Genomic DNA, 20,503 nt, shown 5'->3' with positions numbered 1-20,503 from the left:
ATTCAGAGCATCGCCGCGAATAATTTTAGAAAAGAGGTAAACACATGACAACCTATATCATTGTCGTCATCGTTGTTGTCTTGCTCAGCTTGCGTGAAAAAGAAATAAAACCTTCCCGCTTGTGGGTAACTCCCATTCTGTTTTCCTTTCTAATGCTCTCGAGAATCGATCACCTCGACTTTAAGCCGATCAGTCTGTTGCTCTATCTGGTATGCTTGTTATTGGGTCTGGCCATTGGCGTATGGAGAGGCAAGCTCCAGAAGGTGAGAATGAACCCGGATACGGGGAAAATCACTTCACGGGGTTCGATTCTCGGTATCGTCGTCTTTCTTGCAGTTATGCTGCTTCGGAATCTCGCCGCTTACTGGGGAGCTCATAGTGCCTTCCTGTCCTTAAGCACTGCGGTGCTGTTCATTTCGCTCGCCAACATCTTCGCCCGCCGTTACATCATCTTTAAGAAGTATCAGGAGATGGCAGGATTATCGGGCCGGAGAGTGTAGATAAAGCATACCGCCCTCCATCACTAACTATAGTTATCCATCATTTTATTTAAATAATTTCGAAAGTCTTCAACATATGTTTTGGGCTCTACGACTTTTAAATTTGTACCGAAACTAGCTAAAAATTGATATCCCGTACTGTTTTGAGGGACTTTAATCGTTGCTAATAAATATTCAGAACTATAGTTTTCGATACTCTTCCGACCGTACCTTTCAATGAACTGATCTTTTATGCTAGGCGAAATCAATGCCCGAATAGTGACTAGTAGCGGTTGATAACTTGCTTCGCGTTCTTGTTCTACTAAATAATCTCTAGGGTCAAATGTTTTCTCATCCATAGTCAGATGATTGATCCGGGACAATTTGAACGTTCTGTAGCTCATACGAGATAAACAGAATCCTTTCAGATACCAACTCGTTTCGCTGAAATGAAGCTGATCGGGCTCGACAATTCTGTTTGTCGTAGTGCCGTCTTTATCAATATATTCGAATGAAACCAATCTTCTCTTGAGTATGGCTTCTTGACATATTTTTAAGATTTGAAGAATCTCGGACCGACCCTCCCAATCGTAAAATGACAGTTGAATTGAACTTTTCAGAGACAATGGGCTAACCATTGCTTCTATTTTTTTTATCGTCATTTCTACTTCTTGGCTAACTAGGATTTTTTCCAATCCGTTCAACGCAGTTAATATATTCTCCAAATCAGAGCTGCTTAAAAGACGTTTATCAACTTTGTATTCATCCATAATACCGTAGCCGCCATTCACCCCGCTGACGGCATAGATCGGGATGTTTGATAAGCTCAGGGTTTCCATATCGCGAAGGATCGTTCTTTTCGAAACATTGAATAATTGCGCGAATTCTGTTGTGGATACGATATCTTTTTTCAGCAATATCATGATTATCGAAATGAGTCTCTCAGTTTTATCCATATTTTTGTCCTCTATTTTCTCAATTTGATCTCAGAAAGGTGACACTAAGATGTCACCTTTTATTGATTATACTACACATATCACAAGAAGGAGGTCATGCTTTATGTCAGCTATTACCTATTTAAACTTTGATGGAAATGCAGAACAAGCGATTGAGTTTTATTCTGAGGCTTTCCGTGTTACTGAAGTAAAGAAAGTTAAATTCAAGGATCTTCCGCAAGATCCAAACTATCCGCTGCCGGAAAATGAGTTGAATATGATCATGGAGTCTTCGATCGAATTCGCGGGCGGGAAGATCATGATGTCGGATATTTTGCCAGCAATGAAAATGGTAACAGGCGAGTTGGTGAAAGGAAATCAGGTGCTGATTAGTCTAGTCATCGAGGACAAACAAATACTGGAGGAATACTTCAATAATTTATCTGTTGGCGGCAATGTGATGATGCCGCTATCCGATACTCCTTGGTCATCGTGCTTTGGAATGCTGGTGGATAAATTCGGGGTTTCTTGGAAATTCAATCGTGATGCAGAGAAGTTCCTTGATCAATTGAGTTCCAACAATGGAAATTAATAATTTGATTCCGGCAAAACGGAGAGAAGATCTTAGGTTTTGGCTGCAGGAAAACGGCAAGACCGAAAAGTCTTGCTGGGTCGTGGTTTGTATGACGCCTACTCCTGATCGGTTATTATATTTGGACGCGGTCGAGGTAGCTTTATGCTTTGGATGGATCGATGGAGTCAAAAAGAAAATTTCCGAAACGGAACTGGCTCAGAGGCTGTCTCCTAGAGGTAAAACAAGTTCATGGACGGAATTAAATAAAGAACGTGCCCGCCGCCTTGAGAAGTTGGGTTTAATGACAGACGAAGGAAGAAGGGTTCTGCCTGATCTGGATCATCATTCTTTTAACATAGATGAAGTGATCGAGCAGAGGATGAAAGAGGAAGAGCAAGTATACAATCATTTCATGGCATTTCCGGATCTATATAAAAAAGTTCGGATCGACACGATACAAAGCGTAAAGAATCAGCCTGAATTGTTTAGAAACAGATTAGACAAATTCATAACAAACACGAGAGAAAACAAAATGTACGGTCAATGGAATGATAATGGACGTCTACTGGATTATTAAGTCAGCGGCGGTTACATAACTCAGTATACCTAGCATTTCCATTACTGCGCTTAACAATGAAATAACACTTAATAGGTACAATATATTTTAGAGTATATAAAGTGGAGTTATGATGCGGGCAGAGTAGGAGGAGGAGCGATTGGAAGCCACAGTAAGGCGCTCTGAAGTGTTGGAAAGCATATTCAAGGCTGCACCGTTCTTTGCCCAGCTTTGCCGGGAGGAAGATATTGCGCTGGCGATCGCCGACAAAGAGAAATTGATATTTTATTCGCCGGACCGCAGCAATCCGCTAGATGTAAAACCCGGTTCGCTGATCTCGAAAGGTCAAGGTATCGAAGTGGCGATGACGACCAGACAGATGGTCATCAAGTCGATTCCGAAAGAAATGTTCGGCGTTCCATCGCGTACGATTGCCATTCCTGTAATCGATGAGAACGATGAGGTAGTCGGCGCGATTGCGTTCGGAGTGAGCTTGGCAAGACAGTCCAAGCTGTCCGACCTGGCGGAGCTGCTCGTCTCAGCAAATACTCAAATTACGGCAAGCATGAGCAATTTGCTGGAAACGTCCAAAGAACTTCGGGAAGCGCAGGAATCGATGAGCAAGTCAGCGGATCAAACGAAGAAGGAAGTTCTTGAGACAACGAAAATTACCGATTTAGTAAAGAGGATCGCCTCGCAGTCGAACATCCTTGGACTTAATGCTGGTATTGAAGCTACTCGTGCAGGCAACGCAGGCAGAGCGTTCCAGGTCGTAGCCAACGAAGTGCGCAAGCTGGCCGGCGACAGCGTGAACGCGGTACAGCAAGCCGAAGAGCGTATCGGTCGGATGAAGGAGAAGGTAGAGACGATTCTCTCCAAGACCGGCACGGTCGATGCCACGGTGCTGCGTCAGTCTGCGGCATTCAAGGAAATTGAAGAGACGCTGACCAGTCTGAATGACTTGTCGAATCGCTTGCTGGAAGCTTCGAGATATTTTTAAGTATCGTTGGGCAGAGCCTTGCCTTTCGGCTTTAATAAAACTAAAGTAGAATTCCGATCAGGATGAGAGACGCCGGGTGAACCCGAGCGTCTCTTCCTTGTCATTGTGCTGTTTTTTGGTAAATAAATTTAATATAGCCTTTATGTTAAGGCCTAATAGACTTTATAAACCGAGGTCATAATGAGTCTGATTTTTAATTTGAGAGGAGACATCTTTGGCGTGTACAGAAAAAAAACCTCTATGTCTAGACTCGTGTCAGCAATGCTAGTCGTAATTCTAGCAGTATCTGCAATCGCAGCGCCTATGAGCGCATGGGCAGCAGCGCCCGCAGCCATACCGTCGCAAATCACGTTGGCTATAGGCGGAGGCGCAGAAGCCGGTAAAACGGCTATGGCTTTCAACTGGGTTACGGATCCGACGGTTAGTGTTTCAGAAATCGTTTATGGCACATCTCCTGATCTAACCGGTGCTGCAACAAAAAGCGCCACAGTCACCGCAGTGAATACTTCGACCGTAACGGGTAGCGTTCCGGACAACAAGCTGGTTAACGTTAAAGAGGTTATTACCTATCGCGTAGTTGTTCAGGATCTGATACCTGAAGCCACATACTATTATAAAGTAGGAAACGCAACCAACGGTTATTCCGCGATCTCCAGCTTTACCGCTCCTGCAGATCCAACTGCTAATAAACCGTTTTCTTTTGTGATCACTCCCGATACGCAGGGAACATCTCCAAGCACGTATCAAAACACCGCCGACTTGTACGATTACATTAAGGCGAACCATCCGGATGCTGCGTTTCTCGTTCATAATGGCGACGTAGTTGAGGATGCGAGTTTTTCGGACCACTGGCAGTATTTCTTCGATGCAGCTCAAAACCTTTCTAGCACAATGCCGATCATGGCTACCCCAGGTAATCATGACAATTCAATCTATGACCAAGATTCCATTCAATATACGAACAGATTTAACTATTCATCTTTGCGGAGACCAAGCGGTCTGTCTTCGGCAGCCGTTGGGACTGTATATTCATTTGAATATGGAGACGCTTTGTTTATCTCCCTTAATTCTTTTGGTCTTAATTCCAGCGACGATGCCGTACAATGGCAATTTTTAGCTGAAGAAGCGGCAGCATCGACTAAAAAGTGGAAGATCGTAAATCTTCATGCTTCGCCTTATGACCCGGGCGCAAGCCACTACGCAGTGGACAATGTAATCGGTAAAAGGTTTACCGATGCCGAGATCGATCTCGTTCTCGCCGGTCACGAGCATGCCTATGCCAGAAACACAATTAAGACAAACTCAACTGCGCCGGGCACAGGAAGCATTCAAAAAGCGAAGTTCGGCGAAGCGCCTACCTATGTCATAGGCGGATCGGTGTACAATTACGCGTACAGCTTGAACGCCACCAAAGACACTTCGTGGAACGACTTCTTCTATGACCTTCGTATCAACAAAACAAATCCGGGCGGCGGATCCATCTATTCGCCAGGCGTATACAGCAGAGCAGAGGTTACAAGCAATTCGATCATTTATAAAACGTATTATAAAGCGACAGGCTCTGACAAACCGTTCCGAGTCATCGATGAATTCACCATTACCAAATCTGGGGGCAGCATCACCCAGCCGATAGGCGGCGGTAAAGAGCCTACCTCGGTGACATTTATGTTCGACAACTTTAATGAAGAAACGCGCAAGCCGGAAAAAGACAAGTACATTGCCCGCTTTAACTGGGTAACTCCGGTAACAACGAAGTCAACGCAGCTCTTTTATGCGAAAAAATCGGACTTTGACAATAACGGCCATATTTTTACGGATTTTGTGATGGGGACCAATTTTACAGTAGACTTGAGGAAAAACATTGAGAATATGAAGTATACGGGAGCTGGGATAGAATACTCTGTCGACCCGGTCCAAAGCCATAAGGCAGAAACGGCGGTCCTCGAGCCGGATACGGAATATGTGTACAGCGTAGGCGACGGCGCCCAAAATGTGACGAGCGTTACAGCGCCGGCCAGCTTCACGACGCCTGCCAGCAATATCGATACGTTTAACTTCAACTGGATTTCCGACGCCCAAGCAAACGACACTAATGGTTATGCAGCAACGCTCGATAGTTATAATCAAATGAGCAAAAAAGCGCTGACGCAAGCCTTTGCGGATTATCCGAATGCGGCGTTTGTCCTGAGCTCGGGCGACCAGGTCAACTTTGGTTTCGACACATGGGAATGGGATGCATTCTTCGAGGCCAACCAGGATTTGTTCTCGAGAGTGCCGCTCTATATGGCGACGGGCAATCATGAGTTCGATGGAGCGGGTAACAAATGGGCAAGCAACAGCTGGGCTCCTGTGGACCCCACGCTGCAGAACTTTTTAGGCCGTCACAATCCGCCTAAGAATGGAGCATCCTTCTACGGTGGCGGCAACGGTACTGAGCGCATGGTTTCAGGTACGACGAAATTGCAGCTCGAGTCCAGCAACTACTATTTTGTATATGGCGACACGCTGTTCTTGGTTATGGATTATCAGGATCAGAGTTCCAAAGCACAGATCCAAGCACAGCAAGACTGGATGAAGGCCGTTGTGAAGCAAAATCCGACAAAATGGCGCGTTGGCATGTTCCACAAAACGCTGTTCGGATATCGGATGCCCACTCCTATAGCCACCTGGACGGACGCTTTTGATGAAGCAGGCATTGATGTGGTGCTGATGGGACATGACCATATTTATGCCCGCACCAAGCTTTTTGCGAGCGGCAAAGTCGTTGCTGATTACGGAGACGGAACAACCTATTTGACGAACTACTCTGCAAATAAAGACAACCGCGGATCGTATTACAAAACAGACAACCCTGCGATTGCGTACATCGATATAAGAGAAGTCGGACGGGGATATGCCAATATTTCGATTTCGCCTTATGAAATTAGAGTGACAAGCAAAGGTTTCGATAAAAACGATGTACTGCAAACCGGTGATGTCGACGTGCTGGTTACCAACAAGCCGCGCACTTATGATTTGCAGAATTGGAAATATCCGGAGGTTCCACAGGAGACCAACGAGTTTACGCTCACGAATATTGCCGTTAATGGGATAGCCAAAGAAGGACAAACATTGAATGCCTCGATTACGCCGGCGGGCGCTACTGCTTCCTTCAAGTGGGAAAGCTCCAAGGACGGTTTGGCGTGGACGGCTATTGCAGGAGCAACAGCATCGCAATATACGATTAAAACGGCGGATGTCGGTTCGTATTTGCGCAGCGTCGCCACGGGAACGGGTTTTTATAACGGCGTCGTAACAAGCGTAGCTACGGCTAAAGTCACGCCGCTTGCCGGCAGCGGCTCGGCAAAAATAAAAATCAAAACAGCAAGCGATTTGGTTGCACTGTCACAGAAATTCGGCACGCCTGAATATCCTTATGACGGGAATTATGAGTTGTCGGCTGATATCGATATGACAGGTGTTTCATTTGAATCGATCGGCAGAGGCACCATTCCAAAACCGTTTATTGGAACATTTAACGGAAAAGGTTATTCCATTCGCAATCTCAAAATATCGTCCACCGATTCTAGCACCGGCTTCTTTGCCTATATCGGTACTGGTGGCAAAGTCGTAAATCTTAAATTGGAAAACGTAGATATTACCGGCATGAATAGAACTGGGATCATTGCAGGTGTATCGAGCGGGACGATTGAAAACAGCTATGTGGACGGCAAAGTAACCGGCACCGGTTACACAGGCGGTATAGTAGGACTGCTCTATGCGGGTACTTTGCAAAACAATGTCATGAACGCAAATGTTAGCGGGACTATAGTAGGCGGCTTAATTGGAGGCACGAATTACAGCGGTTCCGGTTGGTCGCTTGATCAACAAACAGTTGGCAATGTAATTTTGAATAACGATGTGAGAGGTACGGTTACAAGGATCGGCACAGGTTCAAATACCGGTGGTATTGTTGGAGATATGGGTGGCAGTGCCGGTAGCGTGCTTAAAACCTTTAATGGTAATGCATTCTCATCTGAAATCATTGGAAATCCTACGAAGCTGCTCGCAGGTTATTGGTCCAGCGGCAGGCCGATCGTCGACTCCAATCAAAAGAACTACTATGACAGCGCCAAGTTAAATACAAGCGGCATACCTTCGGGAATCGTCCCAGTTTTTGCAGCGAAGTCAGCAGCTGATTTTGCACAGCAAGCAACTTACGAGTCCTTGGGATGGGACTTTACGAACGTTTGGAAATGGGATGAGACGATTAACGTACCTGTGCCGCGCGTACTTGATCTTGGCGGTGGAGGCCCAGAGAAAATAAGAATTAAAACAGCAAGCGATTTGGTTGCATTGTCACAGAAATTTGGCACGCCTGAATATCCGAACGATGGAATTTATGAGCTATCTGCGGATATCGATATGAAGGATGTGGAGTTTTCCGCGATCGGTGGAAACGATACTTCAAAGCCGTTTATAGGCACGTTCAACGGAAAAAAATATATGATAAGTAATCTCAAAATTTCGTCCACCAAAAGCAGTACTGGCTTCTTCGCTTATATCGGAACTGGCGGTAGAGTCGTAAATCTGAAACTGGTGAATGCCGAGATCACCGGCGGCAACAGCACAGGTGCTATTGCAGGAGCTTCCATGGGTACGATTGAAAACAGCTATGTGATTGGTAAAGTATCCGGTGGAGATAATACTGGCGGTATTGTAGGAACGCTCCATGCAGCTACACTGAAAAATTCCTTCATATCCGCAGATGTGAACGGAACTAAGGTTGGAGGCTTGATTGGCGGTACCAATTGGAACGGTACAGGTTCGCCTATTCCCGCTCGATATGAGAATTCGCCAACCGTAATTCTGAATAACTACGTGGGTGGAACGTTTAATAAGCTTGGCACGTATTCCGGTGCCTTGGTTGGGGATATGGGCGGTTCTTCAGGTAATCTGCTGCAAACCCTAAATGGAAATGCGGTAGTTAATGCAATTAATGGGTCCGCTCCAGGTCCAATTGGAGGGTACTGGTCCAGCAGCAGGCCGATCACCGACACCAATCAAGTCAATTACTATGACGGCGCGAAGTTAAGCACTAGCGGATTGCCTTCTGCGGTTGTTCCTGCATTCGTATCAAAGCCCGCTGTTGATATTGCGCAGCAAGCAACCTACGTGGCCTTGGGATGGGACTTTACGGACATTTGGCAATGGGATGCAACGAATAAAGTACCCGTGCCGCGAGTGCTTGATCTTGGCGGAGATGAAGAAGAAGGGACGATCTCTACTCTAACTGTTGATGGCGGTACGATTAAAGTAGACGGAGCTCTAGTAGGAAGTTCTGCAGAGGTCGAGGAAGGCTCGACTGTTATCGTGGCTGCAACTGTTCCAAACGGAAAACGCTTTGTCAAATGGACAGCGGCAGGTCTTGCAAACGAAAGCTATATCGACAATCCATTGACATTTGCGATGCCGGCTAACCAAGTTACTTTGACGGCTGTGTTTGAAAACTTGCCAACAGATACTTCAGGTGGCGGCGGAGGAGGTACACCGCCAGCTAACGACAACACGCAAAAGTTCCCTGCAGGTCAAGGCGGTACGGCTCAGTTTGACAACAAAGCAGTTACGATTACAGTGCCCGCAGGAGCAACTGACAAAGAATTGATTATAAAGATTGAGAAGGTTGTAGATACTTCGCGGCTTGTAACCGACAAAGAAGTTCTCTTGAGCCCGGTGTACGAGATCTTGAAAAACTTCACGGAGAATTTCAAGAAGCCGATCACGATCACCCTATCGTTCGATCCGAAATCTGTCGGCGCGAACCAATTCGCTTCTATCTTCTACTATGACGAAGCGAAGAAGGTGTGGGTAGAAATCGGAGGCAAGGCGAGTGGCGATCGGATTACGGCGGAAGTCGATCACTTCACTAAGTTCACGGTATTCGCCGTAGATAAGAAAGCGGAAGAAAAACCTGAAACTAAGCCTGAAGAGAACGGCGAAGTTAAGTTCAGCGACATTGTTGGCCACTGGGCGGAAGCAAGCATTAAGCTGGCTGCGGCGAAGGGAATTGTCGGCGGCTATACCGGCGGTACGTTCAAGCCGAAGGGCGAGGTTACCCGCGCCGAGTTTGCAGTCATGCTGGCTCGTATGCTGAACCTGCAAGGCAACGGAGCTGCGCTTGAGTTTACGGATAAGGCAAGCATCGGCGCGTGGGCGAAGCAAGGAATCGCTCAAGCTGTGCAAGCCGGAATCGTAAAAGGCTACGGAGATGGCAGCTTCAAGCCGAATGCGAAGATCAGCCGCGCCGAGATGGTGACGATGATCGCGAATGCGCTTGGTTTGGTCAACAACTCGAGAGCAAAAACCGCATTTACGGATGATGCCGAGATTCCTGCATGGGCGAGAGCGGCAGTTGACGCAATTGTGGAGAACGGTATCGTTCAAGGCATCGGCGGCAACAAATTTGCTCCGAAACAAACGGCAACAAGAGCCGAAGCGGCGGTTGTTCTGCTTAATGCGCTCACGTTCGTCAACAAGTAAAGTTTCATCCAGTCTTAAAGCCAAGCCCCCGGCTCATGTGCCGGGGGCTTGGTGCTGTCTTTAATGGCATTCCAACTCTGATGGAGTGTATTATTATTAGACAAGGGGGGCAGCCAATGAACAAAACAGACCGTTTATTAGCCATCGTTTTGGAGCTGCAAAGCAGAGAAGTGGTACGGGGCGAAGATTTGGCGGACCTATTCGAAACCAGCGTGCGGACCATCTATCGTGACATTCAGGCACTTAGTGAAGCGGGCGTGCCGATAATAGGTGCCCCAGGCACAGGATATTCTTTGATGAAAGGCTATTTCCTGCCGCCGATCAGTTTCACGGTAGAAGAAGCCGTGACCTTGCTTATAGGAACGGACTTTATCGAGCAACGATTTGATGACGAGTATCGTGTCAGGGCTCAAGCCGCTCAGAGGAAAATCGAGGCTATACTATCGGAGAACGTTCGCAATGAGACCTCTCGTGTGCGCAAGGCGCTGCGCTTGCTCGCTCCCGGTAAACGAGTCGCGCTGTCAAAAGAACGGGAAAATTTCGAAAAGATCCGTCGAGCGATATTAGTTGAACGAAAGATCAGATTTCATTATTCGAAAGGAACTGGGGATTCCAAGGGAAATCACCATAGCGATCGTACCGTCGCTCCCTATGGCCTGGTACTCGTTGAAGGATCTTGGATGCTCGTGGCTCGTTGTGATCTACGCCAAGACATTCGCCATTTCCGTTTGTCCCGAATGACCGAACTTATCGATCTGGAAGAACGATTCGAACTACCGGCGCAATTTAACTTAAAAGAGTATATCCCTCCGGATGATCGCCACTTGCGAGTTCGCCTTCGGTTTAACCATGACATCGCAGATAAGGTGAAGGAATCGAACTATCATTACATGGAGGAAATGGAAGAGCATCAAGATGGATTGCATGTGGTCTTACGCGTTCGCCGACTGGATGAATTGCTGCAATGGGTGCTTGGCTGGGGAGCGGGTGTGATCGTATTGGAACCTGAATCATTCCGAAATCGGATTCGTGAGGAAGCCAGCAAAATGTTAAAACGCTACTGACATAACGTTGTCAGTAGCGTTGTTTTATAATCGGGTATGTAAACGTAAAGAAGTGGGTATTGTATCATTTATTATAGGAAGGATGATATCTTGTGAATTTCGCTTCTGTGCGCATCATTACCGACGGCGTGGATCGTCTCGTTGAGTTCTATGAGAAAGTCATGGGTGTTTCGGCGGAGCGCCCCGCGCCCGTTTTTGCCGAACTCGTTGTGCCATCATGCACCCTGGCAATCGGTCACATCCAGACGGCGCAACTATTCGGTGCTGGTTCCGTAGAGGCGGCCAATAATCACACTGTCATCATCGAGTTCCGCGTCGATGATGTCGAAGCCGAATACGCGCGCTTAAAGCCGTTTGTCGATGATTGGGTAATGGAACCGACCACGATGCCGTGGGGAAACCGTTCTATGCTTTTCCGCGATCCCGACGGCAACCTCGTTAATCTCTTCGAGCCGATGACCGAGGAAGCGATCAAACGGTTCAGCGGTAGGCATTGATCATTTTATTTAAATAATTACGAAAGTCTTCAGCATATGTAAAACATGAGATAATCTTCCTCAGAATGATTTGAGGAGGATTTTTTCGATGTAGAATTTTATTCTAACCGATACGGCATTCAAGTGATGATATTATGAACTCCACCATGCAGTTGTATTTCATTGACTTGGCCGATAAACATTTTCCGGATGCCAAAGATCTGGCTTCATCGCTGACACCTGTATCCGTAAACGTCGGTATCGCGCTTGGCTCATCTTTGGGCGGATTTGCCGCGACGAATATGAAGCTTGTCGATGTTTCCTGGATCGGAGGACTTATTGCGGTTGCGGCTTCGCTGACGACATTTATAAGTTATATCCTGGATCGCAGAACCTCATCTGCTTCGGATGCTGTCAAGCCGCCTGGGAACTTGCCGTGTTTCTATATTCGAATCCAAGAGATTAGTATTGTACCGGTTGTTATTCACTTTTCGTATGATATTTGATAATTTTGAACAGGAGGGGAGTCAATCGTGCTGTTTCGAAAAGCGATTACATCCGATATACCGCAATTAATTAAATTTCGTAAGATATATGGCTAAACCGATGTATGAAAGATTTGGTTTTGTTGAAGGAAAGAACTATATGTCAATAAACTTTGAGGGAGAAAAACAATGACCATACTCGACAAATTAGCAACCGCTCTCAACCGCAAAGATGAAGGTCCCAATCAGGAATTGGCAATATATATTGCCGACCGAGATGATAGGGAAGCTGTTAAAGAACTTGTTGTTAACTTATCTAACAGTGACAAGAACATTCAAAGCGATTGCATTAAAGTTCTCTATGAAATTGGAGACCTTAAGCCCTCTTTAGTTGCTGAATACAGCAAGGAGTTCGTAACATTGCTTGATCATGGGAACAATCGACTTGTTTGGGGCGCAATGACAGCCCTTGATGCGATAGCTCTTGAAAATCCGGAAGCCATTTATTCAGCACTTGCAAAAATTGTTGATGTCACTGATAAAGGATCGGTAATTACCAAAGATCACGGAATAAATATTATGATAAAACTTTGTTCCGTCAAACCATATGCTGATCATGCATTTACCTTGCTTATCGAACAGTTTAAGAGATGTCCGACCAATCAACTTCCAATGTATGCGGAGAATGCATTATCCATCGTTAACGATAAAAACAAAGCCTTATTCATAAAGACACTTTTCTCACGACTCGACGATATTGAAAAAGATACAAAACGAAAGCGTGTGGATAAAGTGATTAAGAAATTAAGTTGATTCAATTAATTCTGCATCGCTCCGTTTACGATAGCGATTTGCTCAGAATCCTCAATAATTCCTCGGTTAGCGACTTGCTAGGAACTATTGTTCAATTCATAGGCTAATTTACGCACCGCGTATTTTAAATAGCGATAATATGTCGGAACCGACATATTTAAATACTCGGCAACCCTCTCATGAGAGCCGATTTTTTGGATATATGCGTAATGCAATATTTGATAAAAGCGGTAATCTTCTTCAGTTCCGGCAGCAAGCTTGCGAAGAATCCCGTGACACCTTTCTTTGAAATGAGAGGCAATCACATCGGCTTCCATATCCGCACTAGGGATTGACAGTAGGGAAGACAAGGATTGGGCGGTTTCCGGATACAATGGGAGCTTTGAATAGTATTTCAAAGCTCGTTGGACGAGTTTAACGGCAATTTCCAAAGGGATTTTTTCCTTGACCGAATGAAGGAGCGATTCCTCTTGAACGACGGGATATAGACCGATCTTCGCAGTGAGTATTCGATCTATTTTAGACGGCAAATCCTCTGTCCGAAGATCCAATAGGTATCCCTCGTAAACAACTCCGTTTGACGTGCGCGAATCGGCCCATGGTTGTCTCTCGTAACCTAGCAAAGATAAATACAGCTTCCAGTTCGGTTCGGAGATCAGGTTCAAGATGTAGGTGTGGCGATTAATGAGACTGGCCATCGCGCGGGCGATCGATCCGCTGATTTCGTTCTCCAGATGCGGCTCCATCCCGGCCATGCTGATTAAGCATTGGCTTTGATCCGGATTGTAGCGGGTAGTCGCGGGGGCCGTTATTGGATTTCCGCGGAAAAGGCGGACGGTTTGCTCGGTTAAAGCTACGCAGGAGCAAAAAGCGACAAGTTCATTGTCTTGCCACAAGCCGATGAAAGAATTCGGATCGATCTCCCATAAAGGGCGAATAAGTTGCATCATCTGGAGTTCCTCAGGATAACAAAGCGAACGATCCTCCAAATACTGCAGATATAACCGTTCGAGCCGCTCCAAGTCGTGCTCGGCGCATTCGCGTATCATCAAGCTGTCGTCCCACTGAAAACAAAATTGTCGTATAAAATCGTTTTCGTGCATGTAGATTCGTTCGAAGCTCAATTCCGTCTTTGCATGAGAAGCGCGCTGTTCTCGATTTCGCAGTTCTTTCCATGCCCGACTGCGATAATCGCGGAATATTTGCGGCATGCGGCTGCGAAGATCCGCGAAGGTCCATTGGCGGACGGAATCGTGAAGCGACCAATTGTCTTCATGCCAGATGATGAAGGGGAGCTTGCAGAACTCGCGGAAGTGCTCAGTCGGAATCTTCTCATCGAGCAGAGCCTGCAGCAATTCCTGATCGAACTTCCACACAACGGAAGCGGCTTCAATGCAGCGCTTCGACCAGTCGCTCTCCATCGTCGCCGTCAATTCCGATGCCAGGTATCCAATCGTTTGCTGCTGCTGCGGCAAATCGAGAAACGCGGCATTCCCCTGACGTGCAATAATTTCACAGGACATGGACAAAGCTAGAGGCACTCCGTTGGAGAAGCGCTGTAAAGAAAGCACGATTTCTTGATCCGTTATCCCCCTTGAATAAGCATACTTCCCTACTTGCTTTGAGGAAAGCGGTTTCAATTCCGCGTTCTTCATGAGCAAATTCCAACCATCACGCAACCAGCGATCCTCAAGAATAAACCGCCCTGCCGTGCACACTTTGACCAGCGGACTAAGGCGGGGAAACCATTCGTTTCGCAGCCAATTTTCTATCGCCCCCCAGCGTTCGAAAGTATCCAACAAGATCATGATTCCTTGCCGGCGAAATGCATATTCGTTAAGGTCATCAGACGGTTCCTCGCTTGATTCCCGATCTGGCAAAGCATTCCGAACTTGATTCAGAAAATCTTCCGGTTTCTGGAACCCGCTATTTCCATCGAAATAAAAGCAGCGATCCGTGCCGATCATGTCGGCAAACATTTTCAATAGCGTCGTCTTGCCGATGCCGCCTTGCCCATGAATGTGCAGCAAATGCCATTCCGAATCGGACAGGGCGCGATGGAGAGCGGCGAGTTCTTGATCTCGGCCGATAAACAAGGACCGTTGCCTCTTTAACAACAAATCGCTTATTCGCATCTTCCCAGAATCCTCCAACTTTAATATTGATTTCCATGATACCACGTCGTGATAGTTTATTGATATAGAAATCGATAGTTGTTCTATGGGATGATCACTTCGGAGTTTGACTGCTTATCACTATGCGAAAAGAAGGTGCTGTTTATGGGGAAATGGTTCAGCAAAAAAAAGCTTGCGATCATGTTTACGGTGTCGATGGTGTTATTGATGTTTAGCGTTGCACTGAATGTATCGGCCGCTTCCAATCTTATTGAAATTACTGCATATTTCAATAAAAGCATCAAAATGGTGCTGCACGGAAAGGCTTTCGAGCCTAAGGAAGCCGGCGGAACGAACATTCTTCCGATTACGTATAAGGGCACGACCTACTTGCCGATGAGGGCGATTGCCGAAGCCGTTGGATTAAAGGTGACTTGGGACGGCAAGACTCAAACGGCTTATTTAGGCACGACCGAAGGGGAAGTTGTCAAAGATCAAATCTCTTATATTAAAGCAAGCCCAGAACTTGGCGGTTATGGCCCCCGTTACCGGCTCAAGAGCAGAGAACCGCAACTGTTGACGGCAGGAAATGGAACCGTGTTCGAGTTCGGTTATTTTGGAGAAAATCAAGCGGGACAATCGGAATATTTCAATACCAATTTTGAATATGACAAATTCAAAGTTCGGATTTGGTCGGATGATAATAAGGATGACAATGGCAACTACGAATATGTTCCGGATATCGAATTTACTGACGAGAACGGAATCTCTGTTAAGAAGATAGATGCTGAATACGGTAAGATGTACGACATCGAGATCGACATCAAAGACGTCAAGGAGCTCAAGGTTTGGGTTCGGGGCGGAAAGAGCATCATCGGCGAACCGATGCTTGGGAAATAAATTATACGGAATAATAACCAAAGGGCGATGTCTCTGTCGGATGGAGGCATCGCCTTTTCTACATCGGATTATTCTGTTGTCGTATTGATCAACTCGAAGGTTAATTTTCGCACCGCTATTCGCAAATGCCGATAATAAGTCGGAACGGCCATATGGAGATGCTCGGCCACGACTTCATGTGTGCCGTTTTTTTGGATGTAGGCGTAATGCAAGATCTGATAATACCGGCGTTCTTCCGCGGTTCCGGCGGAAAAGGCTTGAAGAATCCGAAGGATATCGATCTGTAATTGATGTGCGATTCGTTCAGTTTCCATGTTCTGACGATCGCCCGAAACAAGCGGTTCCAAATAACGGCAAATGTCCGCGTCAAACGGGAGTCGCGAGAAGTTTTTAAGGGCACGCTGGACAAGTTTAACGGCTTCCTCCATCGGAAGTTTCGTTTTTGTCCTCGCGGGTACAGCTTTTACACGGAGGATGGATGCCGGCGAAGCCCTATCTGTAAACATCCGTTCGATCCCGGAAGTAAAATCTTCCGTTCGAAGGTCCAACTGATAGGCTTCATAGACGACGCCCCGCGGTGTAGCCGAATCCGCTTCCGGTAGCCGCTCAAATCCTAGCAAAGACAAATACGGCATCCAATTCGTCATGGATAGCAGATCGAAGATAAGGGCGTTGCGGTCGATGATTTTGGTCATCGCACGGGCAACCGGTCCGTTGATCTCGTTCTCCATGCGCGGTTCCACGCCGGCGATACAGATGATGCACTGCCGCTGTCCCGGATCGAAACGGGCTGCTATCGGAGCCGTGATCAAGTTGTCGCGGAATATCCGAACGGTATGCTCCGTAAGCGGGATACAGGAGCAAAATGCGACGAGCTGGTCTTCCTTCCACAACCCGATGAATGCCGCGGGATTGATTTCCCATAAGGGGCGGATTAATGGCTCAAGGTGAGCTTCGCCCTCGATAAAGTTGGATTGATTATGCAAGTGCTCCGCATAGAGGCGCGTAACTTGAGCTAAATCCTCCGTTCTACATTCACGCAAGACCAAGCTGTCGTCCCAATGGAAACAAAAATCCCGTACAAAATCGTTTTCATGCAAGTAGATTTTCTCGAATGCCCACTCTGCTTTTTGATCGGGGTGAGCGCTTTCCCGATTGCGCAATTCAATCAATGCTCGTGAGCGATAATCATGGAAGGTCTGGGGCATACGATTGCGAAGGTCCGAAAATGTCCATTGACGGACAGAGTCGTGAAGCGACCATTTCTCCTTCTGTCTAGTCACGAATGGGAGACGGGAAAAATCACGAAATCGTTCCGTCGGAATTTTCTCTTGGAGTATCGATTGAAGAAGCTCCTGATCGAATCGCCATACAACCGAAGCGGCTTCCGTATAAAGCCTTAACGAGGGGTCGTGAATGTTTTTGGTTAATTGTTCGGCAAGGTGGCCGATTAATTTTTTTTGCTGCGGAAGATCGAGAAAACTCGTTCTTCCTTGGTGAATAATAATTTCGCAGGACATGGACAATGCAAGCGGCACGCCTCTGGAGAAGCGCTGAAGCGAGTTTACGATTTTCCGATTGTCGATTCCTCTCGTATGGGCATATTGAACGACTTCGCACGAAGATAACGGGGGTAGCGGAATGTTCTGCACGAACATATTCCATCCGTCACGAAGCCACTGATCCTCTAAAGCGTAGCGTCCGGCCAAGCACACTTTAACGGACGGACTCAGAACGTTAAACCATTCATGTCTGAGCCAGTTTTCTATAATACCGCACTGTTCGAAAGTATCCAGCAATAGAACAATCCCCTGCTGTTGACGGGCATAGCTGTTGAGGAGGTTCGCGACGTGTGCACAGTCCGTTCCGCCGACGGCAAGATCCGGATTTCCGCTGCTTTCCTGAAGAGCAACCCGAACTTGATTTAGAAAATCTTCGGGCCTTTGAAAACCATAGCTTCCATCGAAATAAAAGCAACGGGTTGGACCGATGGTATGGGCAAATAGCCGCAATAAAGTCGTCTTCCCCATACCGCTCGGGCCATGAATGTTGAGCAGTTGCCACTCAGGATCGGATAAGGCACGATGAAGAACAGCGAGTTCCCTAGCACGGCCGACAAACAAAGATTTTTGCTTCTCGATCAATAGGTCGCTAATCTCCAAAAGTTGCATCCACCCTTCAATTTATTCTACAAACTTATTTTACCATGGGATTTCATTCCACATTGAGTATATATTCTAGGATTTAGAAGCGGATTCCCTCATATGGGGCATGTGGAGTGAACATCCGCCACGATGCCTGCAGCCGTTCCTCCGTAAATGATGGATATTCCTTTTTCTTTTGACGAAACCGGTGCCGATTTCTTGAAGTCGTCGCCTGGATTCGGACAAGACGGCATCCGCTCGAAAGTGAATACGCTTGGACATATTGCGGAATAAAGAATAGGGAAGGGAATCGAAAGCGGGTAAGGAAGGGAAATCGGATGAAATATTTGATTGCTATTGCCGGATTGCTGGCTGTATTCGGATTTAGCTACTTGGCGAGTAAGGACCGGGGCCGCATTCGCTATCGGCCGCTGGCGCAAATGATTATTTTGCAGATTGTCCTAGCGTTTGTGTTATTGAACACTACGGTTGGCGAGAGGCTGATCCGGGGATTTACTTCCGTGTTCGAATCGCTGCTGGCCTACGCGGCGGAAGGGGTAAACTTTGTGTTCGGCGGAATCGTAAATGAAGGACAGGGCACGCAATTTTTCCTGATGGTGCTGCTGCCGATTGTGTTTATTTCCGCGCTGATAGGCATTTTGCAATATACGAAGATATTACCGTTTGTTATCAAGTACATCGGCCTTGCGTTAAGTAAGGTGAACGGTATGGGGAAGTTGGAGTCGTATAATGCGGTTGCTTCCGCGATTCTGGGGCAATCCGAAGTATTTATTTCCGTTAAGAAGCAGATCGGGATGTTGCCGGAACGCCGTCTGTATACGCTATGTGCTTCTGCCATGTCGACGGTCTCCATGTCCATAGTCGGGGCATATATGACGATGATCGAGCCGAAATATGTCGTCACGGCGCTTGTTCTGAACCTGTTCGGCGGATTTATTATCGCATCGATTCTGAATCCGTATACGGTGCCGAAGGAAGAGGACATTCTTGAGGTTAACGAAGAGCATAAGCAATCCTTCTTCGAGATGCTGAGCGAATATATTATGGACGGGTTCAAGGTGGCGATTACGGTCGCCGCGATGCTGATCGGCTTTGTCGCGCTGATTGCTTTAGTTAACGGCTTGTTCGGAACCTTGTTCGGTATCACGTTCCAGCAAATTCTGGGCTATATCTTTTCACCGATCGCATTCCTTATGGGCGTGCCTTGGAAGGAATCAGTCGAAGCGGGTAACATCATGGCAACGAAAATGGTGGCCAATGAATTCGTGGCGATGCTTGATCTGTCGACTATGACGAAGGGAGGCGCATTATCTGCACGAACGATTGGCATCGTATCCGTCTTCTTGGTCTCGTTCGCGAACTTCTCGTCGATCGGAATCATTTCCGGGGCCGTGAAGGGGCTGCATGAGAAGCAGGGGAATACGGTCGCCCGCTTCGGCCTGCGCCTGCTGTTCGGGGCCACGTTGGTCAGTATACTTTCGGCCACGATCTCCGGTCTGTTCCTGTAAGGAATTGACGCCGTGCTTTGATACGCGGCAAGATAGAATATCCCACAGGAGTGTCACTCTCGCGGGACATTTTGTCATGGCAAAGTCAGGACACCGGTCACATGCTGAAAATCGCCGTACTCCATATAATTTTGATTATAAGTTCTGCGGCGGGTTGCTGTGGGTAGCGCTTGTTGGTGTCGAGCAAATACAGGCGAGAATACCCGCTATAGTCAGCGGCTTACTGATACCCCTTCCGATGTTGCTGGGTATGGCGTGCGGGCCGATGGGTCTCCTCATACTCTCTACCAGAGGGAGTGGCCGAATGAGGCGGGTTGGACTCATCGGCGCGTATATCAGCCTACTTGGGGTATGTTCTTATCTGGGAGCTACCTTGTCAAAATACATCGTGGGGTACGAGGTGGAGCTCTTTTATCCCGTAGGTGCTCTACTGATTGGAATCGGTATGCTCATGCTGGGGATTGCAGTGTTCGTTGCGCGATGGATGACGGGTTGGCGTCGGATGGCGCCGCTTTTCGTTGGGTTGTATTACGTAGCGATGATCCCGTTCCAAATCGTCTTCTTTATTATCCCTGATGGGGAACCTTCGCCGATACTGCTCGGATTCTGGAGTGTCGCATGGATTCTGATGGGATATGCCATTTGGTCTAGTGCATCACGTAGTTAAACGATAATGAGCAAAATCTAAGATTTTCCTTTCGCCTTATCCTTTCTATCACGTTCTCTCTTGGGGAACGTGATTTTTTATGCTCTTGGCAGCGCGTCACAGCGCACATTGGTCTTCATCCTGCCTACAACTTAATGAGATAAGGCAACATGAAACTCCCGCACATTTTTCTATGATTTATTAAAGTTCTAAAAAATTATTAATGCCGTTAAGGCTCTGGTTTGGTTGAACGGGTTTGTTGCCTTGTG

At 47.0% G+C, this 20,503-nt stretch carries 15 protein-coding genes; 12 read left to right on the top strand and 3 right to left on the bottom strand.

Annotated features, from left to right (window positions below; genetic code table 11):
- Positions 1 to 44: 44 nt before the first annotated feature.
- Positions 45 to 500, top strand: a complete 456-nt coding sequence (locus tag FPZ45_RS04375; RefSeq protein ID WP_144698809.1) for a CcdC protein domain-containing protein — start codon at positions 45 to 47, stop codon at positions 498 to 500.
- Positions 501 to 523: 23 nt separating this feature from the next.
- Here the strand turns inward: FPZ45_RS04375 and FPZ45_RS04370 are convergent, their stop codons facing one another.
- Entirely contained in the window at positions 524 to 1,435 is a 912-nt protein-coding gene (locus FPZ45_RS04370; RefSeq protein WP_144698807.1) for a helix-turn-helix transcriptional regulator, read from the bottom strand.
- 103 nt (positions 1,436 to 1,538) lie between these two features.
- On the opposite strand from FPZ45_RS04370, the gene FPZ45_RS04365 reads away from it, so the two are divergent.
- The 8 genes from FPZ45_RS04365 (at position 1,539) to FPZ45_RS04330 (ending at position 12,901) form a co-directional block, all read left to right on the top strand.
- On the top strand, positions 1,539 to 2,006 hold the full coding sequence (locus FPZ45_RS04365) for a VOC family protein (RefSeq protein WP_144698805.1): 468 nt from the start codon (positions 1,539 to 1,541) through the stop codon (positions 2,004 to 2,006).
- Positions 1,996 to 2,565, top strand: a complete 570-nt coding sequence (locus FPZ45_RS04360) for a YdeI/OmpD-associated family protein (protein ID WP_144698803.1) — start codon at positions 1,996 to 1,998, stop codon at positions 2,563 to 2,565. Before FPZ45_RS04365 ends, FPZ45_RS04360 begins: the two co-directional genes overlap by 11 nt.
- Before the next feature lie 139 nt (positions 2,566 to 2,704).
- A complete protein-coding gene (locus tag FPZ45_RS04355; RefSeq protein ID WP_144698801.1) occupies positions 2,705 to 3,544 on the top strand; it encodes a methyl-accepting chemotaxis protein in 840 nt (279 codons plus the stop codon).
- A 180-nt stretch (positions 3,545 to 3,724) separates the two neighbouring features.
- A complete protein-coding gene (locus FPZ45_RS04350) occupies positions 3,725 to 10,063 on the top strand; it encodes an S-layer homology domain-containing protein (RefSeq protein WP_144698799.1) in 6,339 nt (2,112 codons plus the stop codon).
- A gap of 116 nt (positions 10,064 to 10,179) precedes the next feature.
- The gene (locus FPZ45_RS04345) at positions 10,180 to 11,127 is read left to right on the top strand and encodes a helix-turn-helix transcriptional regulator (protein WP_144698797.1); all 948 of its coding nucleotides are present in this window, start codon (positions 10,180 to 10,182) and stop codon (positions 11,125 to 11,127) included.
- 92 nt (positions 11,128 to 11,219) lie between these two features.
- Positions 11,220 to 11,624 (top strand): VOC family protein, encoded by a 405-nt coding sequence (locus tag FPZ45_RS04340; protein ID WP_144698795.1) that lies wholly within the window; start codon positions 11,220 to 11,222, stop codon positions 11,622 to 11,624.
- A gap of 134 nt (positions 11,625 to 11,758) precedes the next feature.
- A complete protein-coding gene (locus tag FPZ45_RS04335; protein WP_246120316.1) occupies positions 11,759 to 12,109 on the top strand; it encodes a hypothetical protein in 351 nt (116 codons plus the stop codon).
- A 168-nt stretch (positions 12,110 to 12,277) separates the two neighbouring features.
- Positions 12,278 to 12,901, top strand: coding sequence for a hypothetical protein (locus FPZ45_RS04330; RefSeq protein WP_144698793.1), 624 nt, complete (start codon positions 12,278 to 12,280; stop codon positions 12,899 to 12,901).
- Positions 12,902 to 12,978: 77 nt separating this feature from the next.
- Here the strand turns inward: FPZ45_RS04330 and FPZ45_RS04325 are convergent, their stop codons facing one another.
- Positions 12,979 to 14,997, bottom strand: a complete 2,019-nt coding sequence (locus FPZ45_RS04325) for an ATP-binding protein (RefSeq protein ID WP_186438228.1) — start codon at positions 14,995 to 14,997, stop codon at positions 12,979 to 12,981.
- Between the two features lie 183 nt (positions 14,998 to 15,180).
- Here FPZ45_RS04325 and FPZ45_RS04320 point away from each other — a divergent pair, with 183 nt between their 5' ends.
- The gene (locus FPZ45_RS04320; RefSeq protein WP_186438227.1) at positions 15,181 to 15,915 is read left to right on the top strand and encodes a stalk domain-containing protein; all 735 of its coding nucleotides are present in this window, start codon (positions 15,181 to 15,183) and stop codon (positions 15,913 to 15,915) included.
- 68 nt (positions 15,916 to 15,983) lie between these two features.
- On the opposite strand, the gene FPZ45_RS04315 is transcribed toward FPZ45_RS04320, so the two are convergent.
- On the bottom strand, positions 15,984 to 18,077 hold the full coding sequence (locus FPZ45_RS04315; protein WP_186438226.1) for an ATP-binding protein: 2,094 nt from the start codon (positions 18,075 to 18,077) through the stop codon (positions 15,984 to 15,986).
- Positions 18,078 to 18,397: 320 nt separating this feature from the next.
- Between FPZ45_RS04315 and FPZ45_RS04310 the strand changes: the two genes are divergently transcribed.
- Both FPZ45_RS04310 and FPZ45_RS04305 read left to right on the top strand, forming a co-directional pair.
- Complete coding sequence (locus FPZ45_RS04310) at positions 18,398 to 19,588, top strand: NupC/NupG family nucleoside CNT transporter (RefSeq protein WP_144698784.1); 1,191 nt, start codon at positions 18,398 to 18,400, stop codon at positions 19,586 to 19,588.
- A 304-nt stretch (positions 19,589 to 19,892) separates the two neighbouring features.
- Positions 19,893 to 20,255, top strand: coding sequence for a hypothetical protein (locus tag FPZ45_RS04305; RefSeq protein WP_144698782.1), 363 nt, complete (start codon positions 19,893 to 19,895; stop codon positions 20,253 to 20,255).
- The last annotated feature ends 248 nt before the right edge of the window (positions 20,256 to 20,503 follow it).

Origin of the sequence: Cohnella terricola (assembly GCF_007786475.1) — a bacterium.
Classification (GTDB): Bacteria; Bacillota; Bacilli; order Paenibacillales; family Paenibacillaceae; genus Cohnella; species Cohnella terricola.
Note: the sequence above shows the minus strand (reverse complement) of the source record. Positions and strands in the feature narration are given on the sequence as shown.

Excerpts from the sequence above, each read along its gene's own strand:
- FPZ45_RS04370 (WP_144698807.1), bottom strand. The coding sequence starts at position 1,435 with ATGGATAAAACTGAGAGACTCATTTCGATAATCATGATATTGCTGAAA.
- FPZ45_RS04320 (WP_186438227.1), top strand. The coding sequence starts at position 15,181 with ATGGGGAAATGGTTCAGCAAAAAAAAGCTTGCGATCATGTTTACGGTG.
- FPZ45_RS04365 (WP_144698805.1), top strand. The coding sequence starts at position 1,539 with ATGTCAGCTATTACCTATTTAAACTTTGATGGAAATGCAGAACAAGCG.
- FPZ45_RS04375 (WP_144698809.1), top strand. The coding sequence starts at position 45 with ATGACAACCTATATCATTGTCGTCATCGTTGTTGTCTTGCTCAGCTTG.
- FPZ45_RS04360 (WP_144698803.1), top strand. The coding sequence starts at position 1,996 with ATGGAAATTAATAATTTGATTCCGGCAAAACGGAGAGAAGATCTTAGG.
- FPZ45_RS04330 (WP_144698793.1), top strand. The coding sequence starts at position 12,278 with ATGACCATACTCGACAAATTAGCAACCGCTCTCAACCGCAAAGATGAA.
- FPZ45_RS04335 (WP_246120316.1), top strand. The coding sequence starts at position 11,759 with ATGAACTCCACCATGCAGTTGTATTTCATTGACTTGGCCGATAAACAT.
- FPZ45_RS04345 (WP_144698797.1), top strand. The coding sequence starts at position 10,180 with ATGAACAAAACAGACCGTTTATTAGCCATCGTTTTGGAGCTGCAAAGC.
- FPZ45_RS04310 (WP_144698784.1), top strand. The coding sequence starts at position 18,398 with ATGAAATATTTGATTGCTATTGCCGGATTGCTGGCTGTATTCGGATTT.
- FPZ45_RS04350 (WP_144698799.1), top strand. The coding sequence starts at position 3,725 with ATGAGTCTGATTTTTAATTTGAGAGGAGACATCTTTGGCGTGTACAGA.
- FPZ45_RS04305 (WP_144698782.1), top strand. The coding sequence starts at position 19,893 with ATGAGGCGGGTTGGACTCATCGGCGCGTATATCAGCCTACTTGGGGTA.